The following is a 12558-nucleotide window of genomic DNA, read 5'->3' on the forward strand; positions in this document are numbered from 1 at the left end:
CGTGACCGACATCGACTGGGACGTTCTCCGCGTCGCCGCAACCGAGGCCATGCAGCGCGCCTACGCGCCGTACTCACGGTTCAAGGTGGGGGCGGCGGCGCTGGTCAGCGACGGGCGGATCGTCTCGGGGTGCAACGTCGAGAACGCCTCCTACGGTGTGGGCCTCTGCGCCGAATGCGGTCTCGTCTCCGACCTGCACATGTCCGGGGGCGGTCAGCTCGTGGCCTTCGTGTGCGTCAACGGCGAGGGGCAGACCATCATGCCGTGCGGACGGTGCCGCCAACTGCTGTTCGAGCACGCGATACCGGGGATGCTCCTGGAGACGGTGTCGGGGATCCGCACGATCGACGAGGTGCTGCCCGACGCGTTCGGTCCGCGCGACCTGGAGGAGGTCGCTCGATGACGGTCTCCTCCTCCGCCTCCGGCTCCATCGAGCCCCATGACGCGATCGATGTGATCCGCGCGAAGCGCGACGGCGGCCGCATCCCGGAGCCGGCCCTGCGCTGGATGATCGACGCGTACACGCGCGGCTACGTGACCGACCCGCAGATGGCGGCGTTCGCCATGGCGGTGCTCCTCAACGGGATGGAGCGCGACGAGATCCGCGTGATGACCGACGCCATGATCGACTCCGGCGAACGGATGGACTTCTCCTCGCTGGACAAGCCCACCGTCGACAAGCACTCCACCGGCGGCGTGGGGGACAAGATCACCCTGCCGCTCGCCCCGCTCGTGGCGGCCTTCGGTGTGGCCGTGCCGCAGCTGTCGGGCCGGGGCCTCGGACACACCGGTGGCACGCTGGACAAGCTGGAGTCGATCCCCGGCTGGCGCGCCGCGCTCACCAACGACGAGATCCTCGCGCAGCTGGATGAGATCGGCGCGGTCATCTGCGCCGCCGGGTCCGGCCTCGCCCCCGCGGACAAGAAGCTCTACGCCCTGCGCGATGTCACCGGCACCGTCGAGGCGATCCCGCTCATCGCCTCGAGCATCATGTCGAAGAAGATCGCAGAGGGCACCGGATCTCTCGTGCTCGACGTCAAGTTCGGCTCGGGTGCCTTCATGCAGGACATCGACCGCGCACGCGAGCTTGCCCGGACGATGGTCGCGCTCGGCACCGACTCGGGTGTGGCGACCACGGCGCTCCTCACCGACATGAACTCACCGCTCGGGCGCGCGATCGGCAACGCCAACGAGGTGCGCGAGTCGGTCGAGGTGCTCGCCGGCGGCGGGCCCGCCGACGTCGTGGAACTGACGGTCGCCCTGGCCCGCGAGATGCTCACCCTGGCCGGCAGGCCCGACGCCGACGTGGAAGCCGCCCTCGCCGACGGCCGGGCGATGGACGTGTGGCGACGGATGATCCGCGCCCAGGACGGCGACCCGGATGCCGCGCTGCCGCAGCCCCGCGAGACCCACACCGTCACCGCCGACCGCGCCGGCACCGTGCGCCGCCTCGAGGCACTGCCCTTCGGCATCGCCGCCTGGCGGCTGGGTGCGGGCCGTGCCCGGCCGCAGGATCCCGTGATCCACGCCGCCGGGATCGACCTGCACGTCGCCCCGGGCGACACCGTCGTCCCCGGTCAACCGTTGTTCACCCTCCTGGCCGATGATGGTGAGCGGTTCGGCCGGGCCCTCGAGGCTCTGACGGGTGCGTGGGAGATCGGCGACGAGGCCCACCAGGCCCCGCCTCGGGTTCGCGAACGCATCACCGCCTGACGAATTCACGATCCGGGAGGAACCATGGCCATCGACTCCGACGGCGACATCCGCGTCCAGGGGCAGTCGCTTCGTGCGCTGCCCAAGGTCTCGCTGCACGACCACCTGGACGGCGCGGTGCGGCCTGAGACCGTGCTCGATCTCGCCGACGCCGCCGGCCTGGAGGTGCCCGAGACCGACGCCGACGACCTCGGCGACTGGTTCGTCGACCGTGCCGATTCCGGCTCCCTCGTGGAGTACCTGAAGACGTTCGAGGTGACCGTGGGGGTCACGCAGACACGCGAAGCCCTCACGCGGGTCGCCCGGGAGTACGTCGAGGATCTCGCCGCGGACGGGGCCGTCTACGGCGAGGTGCGCTGGGCGCCGGAGCAGCACCTCGCGCTCGGGCTCACTCTCGATGAGGCGGTCGGAGCCGTCCAGGAGGGCCTGGAGGAGGGCGAGGATGCGGCGCAGGACGCCGGCCGTGACATCCGCGTCGGGCAGATCCTCACCGCCCTCCGACACCACGAGCGGTCGCTGGATGTCGCGCGGCTCGCCGTGCAGTGGCGCAGCCGCGGGGTTGTCGGGTTCGACATCGCCGGACCGGAGGACGGGTTCCTCCCCGCCCTCCACCGCACGGCATTCGATTACCTCGCCGGCGAGTTCTTCCCCGTGACCGTCCATGCCGGTGAGGCGGCCGGGCTCGAGTCGATCCGGTCGGCCCTGCTGGACGGCCGGGCGCTCCGCCTCGGCCACGGGGTGCGCATCGCGCAGGGCCTCGATGTCGTCTCTCGTGAGGGCGACGAGGTCCGCGTGCACCTGAGCGACCTCGCCCGGTGGGTGCGCGACCGCGAGATCCCACTGGAGCTGGCGCCGTCCTCCAACCTGCAGACCGGCGCCATCGCGGCGTGGGGGACGAGCGTGGAGGACCACCCGTTCGATCTGCTCTACCAGCTCGGCTTCGCCGTCACGGTGAACGTCGACAACCGGACGATGAGCCGCACATCGCTCACGCGCGAGCTGGCGCTGCTCGTGGAGGCGTTCGACTACGGTCTCGATGACCTCGAGGCCTTCCAGCTGAACGCCGCCGCAGGCGCCTTCCTCCCGGTGGAGGAACGCGAGGAGCTCATCGACCTCATCGCCGACGGCTTCGCCTCCTGACCCCCCACCCCCCACCCCCCACCCCCCCCACCCCCCCACCCCCCCGGCGTGATGTCTCACTTCCGCAGGTTCTGAGGCGCTGGAAGCTGCACAACTGAGACATCACGCGGCTCGATACGTCCTCCACAGGAGTGCGATGCCGGCGAGAGGGGGCGGAAAGCTGGGGAGAGAGCGGGGGAGGGCGGCGGCGGGGATTGGCTGGGCGGATGACGACGCGGCATTCCCCCTTCGGCGACCGGCCGTTCTCCATCGCTGCCGGCACGGCAGCCGGCCTGGGGCGTGGAGCGCTGGCGGGCCCGATGTTCGACGCGCCTTTCCGCGGCGTCCGGCAATGGAAGGACGCGGGGGCGGCGGATGACGAGCGTTCCCGGCTGATCCGTCGCTGCCGGCAGTATGCGCCGCGGATGTCGGCGGCGCAGTTCTTCAGTCATGACACGGCACTGGTGGCGTACGGCGCGCCCACCCCGTACGGCTGGGAGCTCGCCGATCTTCATGTCTCGGTCCATCGGCCCCACCAGGCCCCTCGGACACGCGGCATCCGCGGTCATCGTCTGCAGGAGCGCGTCGCGGCCGTTCGTGAGGTCGCGGGCCTCCGCCTCGAAGACCCCTCCCGCGCGTGGGTACAGCTGGCCCGCGACTGGCCGTTCGACGCGATGGTCGCTGCCGGAGACTTCCTCGTCGCGCGTCGTCGCCCGCTGGCGATGCTGGACGACCTGCGCGCCGAGGTCGCCTGGGCGCGACGAGAGCGGGCTCTCGCGGGCGTGCTGGCCGCCATCCGCGTCGGATCGGAGTCGCCCGAGGAAACGCGCCTCCGCCTGGTGCTGCTGCGCGGCGGGCTGCCCGAACCCGAGCTGAACGTCGACATCTTCGACGACGCCGGCCGTTTCCTCGGCCGAGGAGATCTGGTGTTCCCGCGATGGAAGGTGCTCGTGGAATACGACGGTCGACAGCATGCGAGCGACCCGGACCAGTTCGCCAGGGACGCCGACCGCTGGCACGGGTTCGCCGAGAACGGCTGGACCCTCGTCCGCGTGCTCCGTCATCACCTCCGGGGTGGCGGAGCCGTCGCCCTCGGCCGCACCCGCTCCGCTCTCCTCCGCGCCGGCTGGCGCCCCTGACGGCGCGGGATGTCTCACTTGCGCAGGAAACCCGGGCGGGAAAGCTGCGGAGGTGAGACATCACCCGCGCGGGTCAGGCGAGCTCGGCCTGGCGGGTCTGGACGATCTGCTGGATACGGGGGAAGAGGGGATGCTCCGGCTCCAGGCCCGTCACGGCTGCCGTGAACTCCGCGGCCGACTGCTCCCGCAGCATCCGCTGCAGGTCCACCGACTGCGCGTCCTCCGGGTCGTCGAACGCGAGGGCGGCCGCCATCGCGCCCACCAGTGCGTCCACGGGAAGACCCCGCTCGACCGCCTCGGCGGCGGGCCCGACGAATCGCTCGTGCCGCGACAGCTTGCGCAGCGGCTGCCGCCCCACCCGCCACACGGTGTCGGGGAGGGCGGGGTTGCGGAAGCGGCGGAGGATCGTCTCGCGGTACTGGGTCTGCGTCGCCGGGTCGAGGTCGTGCTTCTGGATCAGCAACTCAGAGGTCTCCCGCAGCGCGGCATCCACGTTCGCGGCGATGCGCGGGTCGGCCAGCGCATCGGAGATCCGCTCGACGCCGGCGGCCGCGCCGAAGTACGCCGTCGTGGCGTGACCGGTGTTGACGGTGAAGAGCTTCCGCTCGATGTACGGCGTGAGATCGTCGACGAAGTGCGCGCCGGGGATGTTCGGCGGTGTGTCACCGAAGGGTCCGCGCTCGATCGCCCACTCGTAGAACGGCTCGACGGTGACATCGATCCCGCCACCGGGCTCCTGGGCGGGCACGATGCGGTCCACGGCGGTGTTGGCGAACACCGCCCGGCCGGAGATGGCCTCCCACCCGTCGCCGGCGACGGACGCCATCTCCTCGCGGAGCAGGTCCGTGGCGCCGATCGCGTTCTCGCAGGCCATGACCTGCAGCGGAGGCGCCGCCGGGTCGCGGAGGCCGAGACCGGCGACGATGTGCGGCGCGACGAACTTCAAGATGGTCGGTCCGACCGCGGTGGTGACCACATCCGCCGTGGAGACCTCGTCGACGAGAGCGGATGCGTCGGTCGCGCTGTTGATCGCCCGGAATCCGGTGACGACGGTGTCGACGCCGCCCTCGCCCACCTCGTGCACCGTGTACTGGGAGGCCGCGTTGATGGCCTCCACGAGGGGTTCGGCCACGTCGGAGAACACCAGCTCGTACCCGCCCTGGTGCAGCAAGAGCCCGACGAATCCCCGGCCGATGTTGCCGGCGCCGAAGTGGACGGCCTTGCTCACCGGTTGACCGCCGACAGCGCCGCGTACAGATCTTCCGCCGACTCCACCGTCTTCAGCCGCGCCACCTCATCTTCGTCAGAGAACAGGATCGCGATCTGCGACAGGATCTCCAGGTGCTCGTCGCCCTTGCCGGCGATCCCCACCACGAAGGTGACCGGCTCCCCGCCCCAGTCGACACCGCCGTCGTAGCGCACGACCGACAGGCCGGACTCGAGGATGGTCTGCTTGGTCTCGTTCGTGCCGTGGGGGATGGCGAGCTCGTTGCCCATGTACGTCGACACGGTCTCCTCGCGCTGCTGCATCGCGTCGTAGTACGCGCTGGTCACGGCGCCGGCGGACTCGAGGATGTCGGCGGCTTCTTTCATCGCCTCCTCGCGGGTCGCACTGCCGGAGTGGATGCGTACCTGTCCGATGCTGAGGACGTCACGGGCCATAGTCTCGCCTTTCGTTGATGTGTTCAGCCTCCCAAATGGCAGGCCGAACGGGAAGAAGGCCGCGGGACCGGGGGCATCACGCCGGCCCGGCCCCGCGGCGGTCGTTCTACTGCGCGGTGTCGTGCTGGTCGCGGACCAGGTCGACGACCTCGTCGTACTTCGGCGAGTTCATGAAGTTGTCCACCGAGACGTGCACCGCGTGCGGCGACTGCCGCCGTGCACGGTCGGTGAGCTGGCTCTGCGTGATGACCAGGTCAGCCGAGTCGTCGAGGTTGGCGATGGACTTGTTGGTCACCGTCACGTCCTGATAGCCGGCCTTCTTGATCTTGTTCCGCAGGACGCTCGCGCCCATGGCGGACGAACCCATGCCCGCGTCGCACGCGAACACGATGCTGCGCACCGGCTTGGTGGCGACCACGCCGCCCTCCAGACGGCCGCCGGTCTCCCGCTCGGTCTCGAGCCGGTCCACCGCGTCCTCGGCCTCGCGGACCGCCTCACGGTCGGTGCCGTCGGCGGCACGCAGCCCGTCCAGCGCCGCGGAGGACTTGCCCTTGTTCGCCGCCGTCTTGGAGACCGCCGCAGAGAACTGGTCGCCCTCGGCGAGGAGGTCGCGCTTTCGGGAGGCGCGCAGGATGACCGCTGCAACGAGGAAGGTCACCGCTGCCGACAGCACGACGGAGAGGATGACGGCGAAGTACGCACCCGATGCCGTCTGCGCGAGCACCGCGAAGATGCTCCCAGGGGCTGCCGGGGCGCGAAGGGCTCCGCCGAGCAGCATGTTCGTGGTCACGCCGGTCGCACCGCCCGCGATCAACGCGACGATCAGTACCGGCTTCATGAGGGCGAACGGGAAGTACACCTCGTGGATACCGCCGAAGAACTGGATGACCGCAGCGCCCGGTGCCGAGGCGCGAGCTGCACCGATGCCGAAGAACGTGAACGCGAGGAGCAGACCCACACCGGGGCCGGGGTTGGCCTCGAGCAGGAACAGGATCGAGGAGCCGTTCTCCGACGCCTGTGCGATGCCGAGGGGCGTGAGCACGCCGTGGTTGATGGCGTTGTTGAGGAAGAACACCTTCGCCGGCTCGATGATGATGCTCGTCAGCGGAAGCAGGTTGGTCTCCACCAGCCAGTTCACCGCGATGCTCAGCACGTTCATGAGGCCGTTGACCAGCCACGCGACGGGGTAGAACCCGACGATGGCCATCACGAAGCCCCAGATGCCGGCCGAGAACATGTTCACGAGCATCTCGAAGCCGGCCCGGATCTTGCCGTCCCACAGCCGGTCGAGCCACTTCATGGTGTAGGCCGCGAGCGGCGCCATGATCATCGCGCCGATGAACTGGTGGATCTCACCCAGCGGCGGCTCGCCCGCCGGGAGCGTCGCGTTGAACTGCGCGATGAGCAGGTCGGAGCCGGCGATGACACCCATCGTGGCGATGGCACCGACGACGGCACCGCGCACGCCGTAGACCATGTGGCCGGCGGTGTAGGCGATGATGATCGGCAGCAGGTAGTGGATGAAGGGGCCGACGATCGTGGCGAGGTCGGCGTTGGGCGTCCATCCCACGTCGATGAAGAACGCCGTGAAGATCCCCCACGCGATCAGCGCCGGGATGTTGGGCATGATCATGCCCGAAAGGAAGGTGCCGAATCGCTGAATCGCGACGCGGGCGCCCCCTTGCTTGGGGGCCACCTCAGGCGACGTCGTCGTCATTGGATTGTCTCTTTCTGTGATGCGGGGGCGGCGTCTGCCGCCTCCGGCGCTGATGAAAGCGAAGCCGCGTTGGCGGCGTCGCGGGCGGAGGCCGCGTCATCCGCGGCCAGGGCTGCCTCGGCGATGCGACGGGCGTCGTCGAGGGTGTGGGTGAGGAGGGTGGCTCGCACGTCGGCCAGCGCGGTGGGCGCCATGGACAGGCTGGTCGCCCCCAGCCCGACGAGCACCACCGCGAGAAGCGGGTCGGCCGCCGCCTCGCCGCAGATGCCCACCGGCTTGCCGGCGGCCGCGCCGGCAGCACCCACCTCGCGCACCAGCCGGAGCACGGCCGGGTGCCACGGATCCTGGAAGGAGGCGACCGATCCGAGCAGCCGGTCGGCCGCCAGCGTGTACTGGGTGAGGTCGTTCGTTCCGATGGAGGCGAAGTCGGCGCGAGCGAGGATGCGGTCGGCCATAAGTGCCGAGGAGGGCACCTCGACCATGACACCGGCCGTCTTCAGGCCGTAGTCGTGGGCGAGGGCGACGAAGTACTCCGTCTCCTCGACCGTGGACACCATCGGTGCCATGACCCACAGGTCGGCGGGGCCTTCCGCGGAACGGCGGGTGGCGGCATCCGCTTCGGCCAGCGCCGTCAGCTGCTCGCGCAGGATGTCTTCGCTGGCCCGCAGCGCGCGGAGGCCCCGCAGCCCCAGCGCGGGGTTCTCCTCGTGCGCGTCGTTGAGGAAGGGCAGCGGCTTGTCGGCGCCGGCATCGAGCACCCGTACGACGACCTTCTGGCCGGGGAAGGTCGCCAGCAGTTCGGTGTATGCCTTCCGCTGCTCCTCGACCGTCGGCGCGGAGTTGGCGCTGAGGAAGAGGAACTCGGTACGGAAGAGGCCCACGCCCTCGGCGCCCAGCTCGACGGCCTGGGCCGCGCCCCCGGGCTTACCGAGGTTGGCCAGCAGCGGCACCGCGGTGCCGTCGGCCAGGGCGCCGGGCGTGATCGGCGCCGATGCGGCCGACGCCCGCTGGGAGGCGCGGGTCTCAGCGCGAGAGAGTTCGTCCCGATTCGGGTCGGCGATCACGACCCCCGCCGCCGCATCCACGATGACCGTGGTGCCGTCGACGAGCGTGTTCGCGTCGGCTGCTCCCACCACCGCGACGATGGACTTCTCGCGAGCGAGGATCGCGGTGTGCGAGGTGGGGCCGCCCTCGGTGGTCACCAGCGCGAGCACCTTGTCGAGATCGAGGAGGGCGGTGTCTGCGGGGGCGAGGTCTTTCGCGACGAGGACGAAGGGATGCCCCGGGTCGGGGACGCCCGGCGCCGGAACGCCTCGCAGCCGGGCGAGGACGCGCTGCGCGACGTCGTCGAGGTCGGCCGCGCGCTCGCCGAGGTATCCGCCGAGGGCCGTCAGCTGCTCGCGGAACGAGGCGAACGCATCCCACACCGCCCATTCGCCGGTCTTGCCGGCCGCTAGCCGCGTGTCGATCTCGGTCTCGAGGCTCGGGTCTTCCGCCATCATCGCCTGCGCCTCGAGAACGTCGCGCGCGGCGCCGCCGGCCTGCGCACCCCGCTGCTCGAGCTCGCGGGCAACCGCGGTGACGGCCTCCCGCACCCGGGCCGTCTCCTCCTCGGTGGACATCGCGCTCGCGGCGTCGTCCGGCGCCGGGAGCGGCTCCGCCATGCGGGCGACCGGGCCCTGGGCGACCCCGAGTCCGATCCCGACCCCGCGCAGCTGCGTCATCGTCGCGTCCCCGTCACTCGGCATCATGGTCGGTGCTCAACAGGTCGGCGAGCGAATCCAGGGTCGCGTCGGCCGAGTCGCCGTCGGCGGTGAGGGTGACGTAGTCGCCCTGATCGATGCCGAGGGCGATCACGCCGAGGATGCTGGCGGCGTTGACCGGCGCGCCGGAGTCCTTGGCGATCGTGATCGGGATGCCGGCTTCCTTCGCCGCCTGCGCGAACAGCTTCGCCGGCCGCGCGTGGAGTCCGTGGGACGATCCGATCCGTACCGTGCGGGTGGCCTGGGGCATTGTCTCTGCTTTCTCGTATGACAGGGGGGTCAGCGGCTGGCGCTGGAAGAGGACGGGAGTGTTGCGCGGACCAGTTCCAGGGTCCGCTCGCCGGTGAGGTCGGAGAAGATGTCGTCGGGGAGCACCGCGACGGCGACGCCGTGCTCGGCGGCGCTTCGCTGGATCCACTCGCGCTCAGCGGCCAGGTGCGGACCCACCAGCACGATGTCGGCGGAATCGAGATCGATCACCAGCGAACCGGCGGTGCCGGCGACCGCCGAGTAGGGCAGGCCACGTTCGTGGGCGGCGCGTCGAACGCGTTGCGCCACGAAGGTGCTGGACGCACCCGCGCCACAGACCACCAGGATCCTCATCGATCACCCTCCTTCTCGCCCATCCTTGTGAGTTTGCTGAACGCGGACAACCACATCTGTTTCCCACCCCCCGGAACGGGAGCACGGACTCGCCGGGGGCCGGGTGGCGGCGGCACCCGCGCCGCGGCGGACGTCCCGTGGTTGACTGGGACGGCGGCCCCGCCGAACCGGCCGCGGAAACGATCGTGACGGCACCATGATGACGAGGGCGCGCCAAGACCGGCTCGTCGGTCTGCTCACCCGCGACGGGGACTGGGCCACCGCGGCCTCCCTCGCCGATGTGCTCGGCGTCACCCCCCGCAGCATCCGGTCCTACGTCACGTCGCTGAATGCGCGCGTGCCCGCCGGTGTGGCGGTCGAATCTGGTCCGCTCGGCTATCGTGCCGGCCCGGATGCCGCGGCTGCTCTGCGCGCGGCCCCGGCCGCGGACGGGGGCACCCCGCGCGACCGGCTGCACACGCTGGTGCGGGCGCTCCTGGACAGCCGGGAGGGGATCGACGTCTTCGACACGGCCGATGCGCTCCACGTCAGCGCGGCGACACTCGAGGCGGACCTCGCACGCGTGCGCGGGCTTCTGGGCGGAACCGAGCTGACGCTGGAACGGTCGGCGTCCACCGCACGGCTGCGTGGCACCGAGATGGCCCAGCGGCGCCTGCTCAGCCGGCTGGCCCACGACGAGATGGACGCCGGGTCCTTCGACCTCGAGGTGCTGCGGCGGACGCTCGGGGAGGGCTCGGTGGGCGCCCACGCCTTCGGACCCTTCAAGGCCGAGCTGACCTCGGAGCTCGGGGCGCTCGGCTACTTCGTCAACGAGTACGGGATCGGCGATGTCGTGATGCACATCGCGATCGCCGCCGACCGCATCGCCCGCGATCGGGCGCTGGAGCGCACGGCGGGGGAGACCTCGGCGGCGCATCGGCAGGTCGCCGCGCTCCTGGACCGGCTCTCCGAGAAGCATCTCGGCCTGCGGCTGGGCGCCGGTGACCAGCAGCATCTCGCCACCCTCGTGCTCACGCGGGTGGTCGCCCCCGGTGCCCCGGCGGCCGACGACGCGCGCGCGCGGCTCGAGCCCGATGTCGAACAGGCCGTCCGCGCGGTGGTCGAGCGCGCCGCATCCGAATTCCTCGTCGACATCGCGCACGACGATTTCATCCTGCGCCTCGCGCTGCACGTGCAGAACCTGCTGCACCGCTCGAAGGAGCAGGCGTGGTCGCGCAACCCGCTCACGCGGTCGCTGAAATCCACGTACCCGATGATCTTCGAAGTGGCCGTCTTCATCTCCAGCGGACTGCACGAGAGCCTGGGGATCCCGATCCTCGACGACGAGATCGCCTATGTCGCGATGCACGTGGGGGGACGGCTGGAACGCAGTCGTCGCTCCGATCAGCTCCTGACCGCCACGATCGTGTGCCCCGGCTACTACGAACTCCACGAACTGCTGCGTTCCAGCGTCGACCGCTCCCTCGGGCAGGCGATCGAGGTCGTTGGAGTCGAGACCCGCGTCGACCCCGACTGGCCCTCGATCGACACCGACCTCGTCCTCACCACCATCGACCCACCACTGGCGGGCGACCGGATCGTCCGCATCCAGCCGTTCCTCACCGACGCCGACGTCGACCGGGTGCAGGCGGCGGCCGCACGGATCCGCCGCGGGCGCCGGCTGCAGCGACTCCGGGCCGAACTGGAGCGCTACTTCGACTCCTCCGCGTTCGTGCGCGGGATCGATGGGGCATCGGGCGAGGAAGGCGTCATCCGCCACCTCGGGAGCCTCCTCGTGCGGCAGGGCGTGATCGACGAGGGCTATGTCGAGCGGGCGATCGAGCGGGAGCGCCTGTCCTCCACCGCGTTCACCGATGCGCTGGCCGTTCCGCACGCGATCGGGATGACCGCGACCCGCACCCAGATCGCGATCGGCATCGCCGAGCCCTCCATCCCGTGGGGGGAGGGGCGCGTGCAGGTCGTCGCGCTCGTGGCGTTCTCCGAGGCCGACCGCGAGGCCTTCCAGACGGTCTTCGAGCAGTTCGTCGAGGTGTTCTCCGAGCGCGAGAGCGTGCAGCGGATCGTGCGGCGAGCAACCGATTTCGCCGGGTTCCTCGATGAGCTGGTCGCCGTCATCGACGGCTGAGGCGGCTTGCGGCTGACACCGTTTCCGGCTGGCGCTTTCTCAGACCTCGCGTTCGAGCCGGGTCTCGAGTCCGCGCCGGACGGCCGGCCACTCGCCGGGCAGGATCGAGTACACGACCGTGTCTCGGAGGATGCCGTCCGGGCCGATGCGGTGGTTGCGCAGTACGCCGTCCTGCTTCGCGCCGAGGCGCTCGATCGCCGCGCGCGACTGCCGGTTGTGCCAGTGGGTGCGGAACTCCACGGCGATCGCGTCGCAGACCTCGAACGCATGGCCGAGGAGGAGGAGCTTGGCCGCGGTGTTGACGGCCGTGCGCTGGGCGCTGAGCCCCAGCCAGGTGTGACCGATCTCGACGCGCCGGTTCGGCTGGTCGATGTTGCAGAACGTGGTCTCCCCGACGACCGTGCCATCGCGGATCACCGCCCACGGGTTCATCGTGCCCTCGTCGCGCCAGCCCAGTCGCTGCGCGATGTCGTCGGTCACAGCATCCGGTGCGGGCACCGACGTGTACCAGACGTGCTCGAGCCCTCGGGCGGCTTCTGCGAGGCCCGGGCCGCGCTCGGGGCGGAGAGGCTCGAGGCGGACGAACGCGTTCTCCAGCCTCACCGGCGCGACGAACTCCATGCCGGCGAGCATAGGACGCCCGCCCGCCCGCGGGCATCCGGCGCGGCCCTGCCCGGCCCCCCGGCGCGGGCCCCCGGCGCGAGCCCCAGCCCCCGG

General features: G+C 70.9%; 12 protein-coding genes. 5 read left to right on the forward strand and 7 right to left on the reverse strand.

The window, feature by feature from the left end; translation table 11 throughout:
- Position 1: 1 nt before the first annotated feature.
- The 4 genes from AC2DFQ_RS10305 (at position 2) to AC2DFQ_RS10320 (ending at position 3971) form a co-directional block, all read left to right on the forward strand.
- Positions 2-403, forward strand: a complete 402-nt coding sequence (locus tag AC2DFQ_RS10305; protein ID WP_484509917.1) for a cytidine deaminase — start codon at positions 2-4, stop codon at positions 401-403.
- A complete protein-coding gene (locus tag AC2DFQ_RS10310) occupies positions 400-1713 on the forward strand; it encodes a thymidine phosphorylase (RefSeq protein WP_484509916.1) in 1314 nt (437 codons plus the stop codon). The genes AC2DFQ_RS10305 and AC2DFQ_RS10310 overlap by 4 nt, the downstream gene beginning before the upstream one ends.
- Before the next feature lie 24 nt (positions 1714-1737).
- The gene (locus AC2DFQ_RS10315; RefSeq protein WP_484533817.1) at positions 1738-2853 is read left to right on the forward strand and encodes an adenosine deaminase; all 1116 of its coding nucleotides are present in this window, start codon (positions 1738-1740) and stop codon (positions 2851-2853) included.
- Between the two features lie 206 nt (positions 2854-3059).
- Positions 3060-3971 (forward strand): hypothetical protein, encoded by a 912-nt coding sequence (locus AC2DFQ_RS10320; protein WP_484533818.1) that lies wholly within the window; start codon positions 3060-3062, stop codon positions 3969-3971.
- A 73-nt stretch (positions 3972-4044) separates the two neighbouring features.
- Here AC2DFQ_RS10320 and AC2DFQ_RS10325 read toward each other — a convergent pair whose 3' ends face one another.
- From AC2DFQ_RS10325 to AC2DFQ_RS10350, 6 genes are all read right to left on the reverse strand, one after another.
- Positions 4045-5199 (reverse strand): mannitol-1-phosphate 5-dehydrogenase, encoded by a 1155-nt coding sequence (locus AC2DFQ_RS10325; protein WP_484533819.1) that lies wholly within the window; start codon positions 5197-5199, stop codon positions 4045-4047.
- The gene (locus AC2DFQ_RS10330; RefSeq protein WP_484509912.1) at positions 5196-5633 is read right to left on the reverse strand and encodes a PTS mannitol transporter subunit IIA; all 438 of its coding nucleotides are present in this window, start codon (positions 5631-5633) and stop codon (positions 5196-5198) included. The genes AC2DFQ_RS10325 and AC2DFQ_RS10330 overlap by 4 nt, the downstream gene beginning before the upstream one ends.
- A gap of 106 nt (positions 5634-5739) precedes the next feature.
- Entirely contained in the window at positions 5740-7350 is a 1611-nt protein-coding gene (locus tag AC2DFQ_RS10335) for a PTS mannitol transporter subunit IIBC (RefSeq protein WP_484509911.1), read from the reverse strand.
- Positions 7347-9074: a phosphoenolpyruvate--protein phosphotransferase gene (ptsP, locus tag AC2DFQ_RS10340; protein ID WP_484533820.1), complete on the reverse strand. Its 1728-nt coding sequence runs from the start codon at positions 9072-9074 to the stop codon at positions 7347-7349. The genes AC2DFQ_RS10335 and ptsP overlap by 4 nt, the downstream gene beginning before the upstream one ends.
- Positions 9075-9087: 13 nt before the next feature.
- Positions 9088-9363 (reverse strand): HPr family phosphocarrier protein, encoded by a 276-nt coding sequence (locus AC2DFQ_RS10345; protein WP_484533821.1) that lies wholly within the window; start codon positions 9361-9363, stop codon positions 9088-9090.
- A 29-nt stretch (positions 9364-9392) separates the two neighbouring features.
- Complete coding sequence (locus tag AC2DFQ_RS10350; RefSeq protein ID WP_484509908.1) at positions 9393-9716, reverse strand: PTS sugar transporter; 324 nt, start codon at positions 9714-9716, stop codon at positions 9393-9395.
- 199 nt (positions 9717-9915) lie between these two features.
- Here AC2DFQ_RS10350 and AC2DFQ_RS10355 point away from each other — a divergent pair, with 199 nt between their 5' ends.
- Positions 9916-11841, forward strand: a complete 1926-nt coding sequence (locus AC2DFQ_RS10355; protein ID WP_484533822.1) for a BglG family transcription antiterminator — start codon at positions 9916-9918, stop codon at positions 11839-11841.
- Between the two features lie 39 nt (positions 11842-11880).
- Here the strand turns inward: AC2DFQ_RS10355 and AC2DFQ_RS10360 are convergent, their stop codons facing one another.
- Positions 11881-12462 carry a GNAT family N-acetyltransferase gene (locus AC2DFQ_RS10360; RefSeq protein WP_484533823.1) on the reverse strand — a complete coding sequence of 194 codons (582 nt, stop codon included), beginning with the start codon at positions 12460-12462 and terminating at the stop codon, positions 11881-11883.
- Positions 12463-12558: the final 96 nt, after the last annotated feature.

The organism is Microbacterium sp. Z11_20 (genome assembly GCF_057197605.1).

Excerpts from the sequence above, each read along its gene's own strand:
- AC2DFQ_RS10330 (WP_484509912.1), bottom strand. The coding sequence starts at position 5,633 with ATGGCCCGTGACGTCCTCAGCATCGGACAGGTACGCATCCACTCCGGC.
- AC2DFQ_RS10360 (WP_484533823.1), bottom strand. The coding sequence starts at position 12,462 with ATGGAGTTCGTCGCGCCGGTGAGGCTGGAGAACGCGTTCGTCCGCCTC.
- AC2DFQ_RS10345 (WP_484533821.1), bottom strand. The coding sequence starts at position 9,363 with ATGCCCCAGGCCACCCGCACGGTACGGATCGGATCGTCCCACGGACTC.
- AC2DFQ_RS10320 (WP_484533818.1), top strand. The coding sequence starts at position 3,060 with ATGACGACGCGGCATTCCCCCTTCGGCGACCGGCCGTTCTCCATCGCT.
- AC2DFQ_RS10350 (WP_484509908.1), bottom strand. The coding sequence starts at position 9,716 with ATGAGGATCCTGGTGGTCTGTGGCGCGGGTGCGTCCAGCACCTTCGTG.
- AC2DFQ_RS10315 (WP_484533817.1), top strand. The coding sequence starts at position 1,738 with ATGGCCATCGACTCCGACGGCGACATCCGCGTCCAGGGGCAGTCGCTT.
- AC2DFQ_RS10335 (WP_484509911.1), bottom strand. The coding sequence starts at position 7,350 with ATGACGACGACGTCGCCTGAGGTGGCCCCCAAGCAAGGGGGCGCCCGC.
- AC2DFQ_RS10355 (WP_484533822.1), top strand. The coding sequence starts at position 9,916 with ATGACGAGGGCGCGCCAAGACCGGCTCGTCGGTCTGCTCACCCGCGAC.
- AC2DFQ_RS10310 (WP_484509916.1), top strand. The coding sequence starts at position 400 with ATGACGGTCTCCTCCTCCGCCTCCGGCTCCATCGAGCCCCATGACGCG.
- ptsP (WP_484533820.1), bottom strand. The coding sequence starts at position 9,074 with ATGACGCAGCTGCGCGGGGTCGGGATCGGACTCGGGGTCGCCCAGGGC.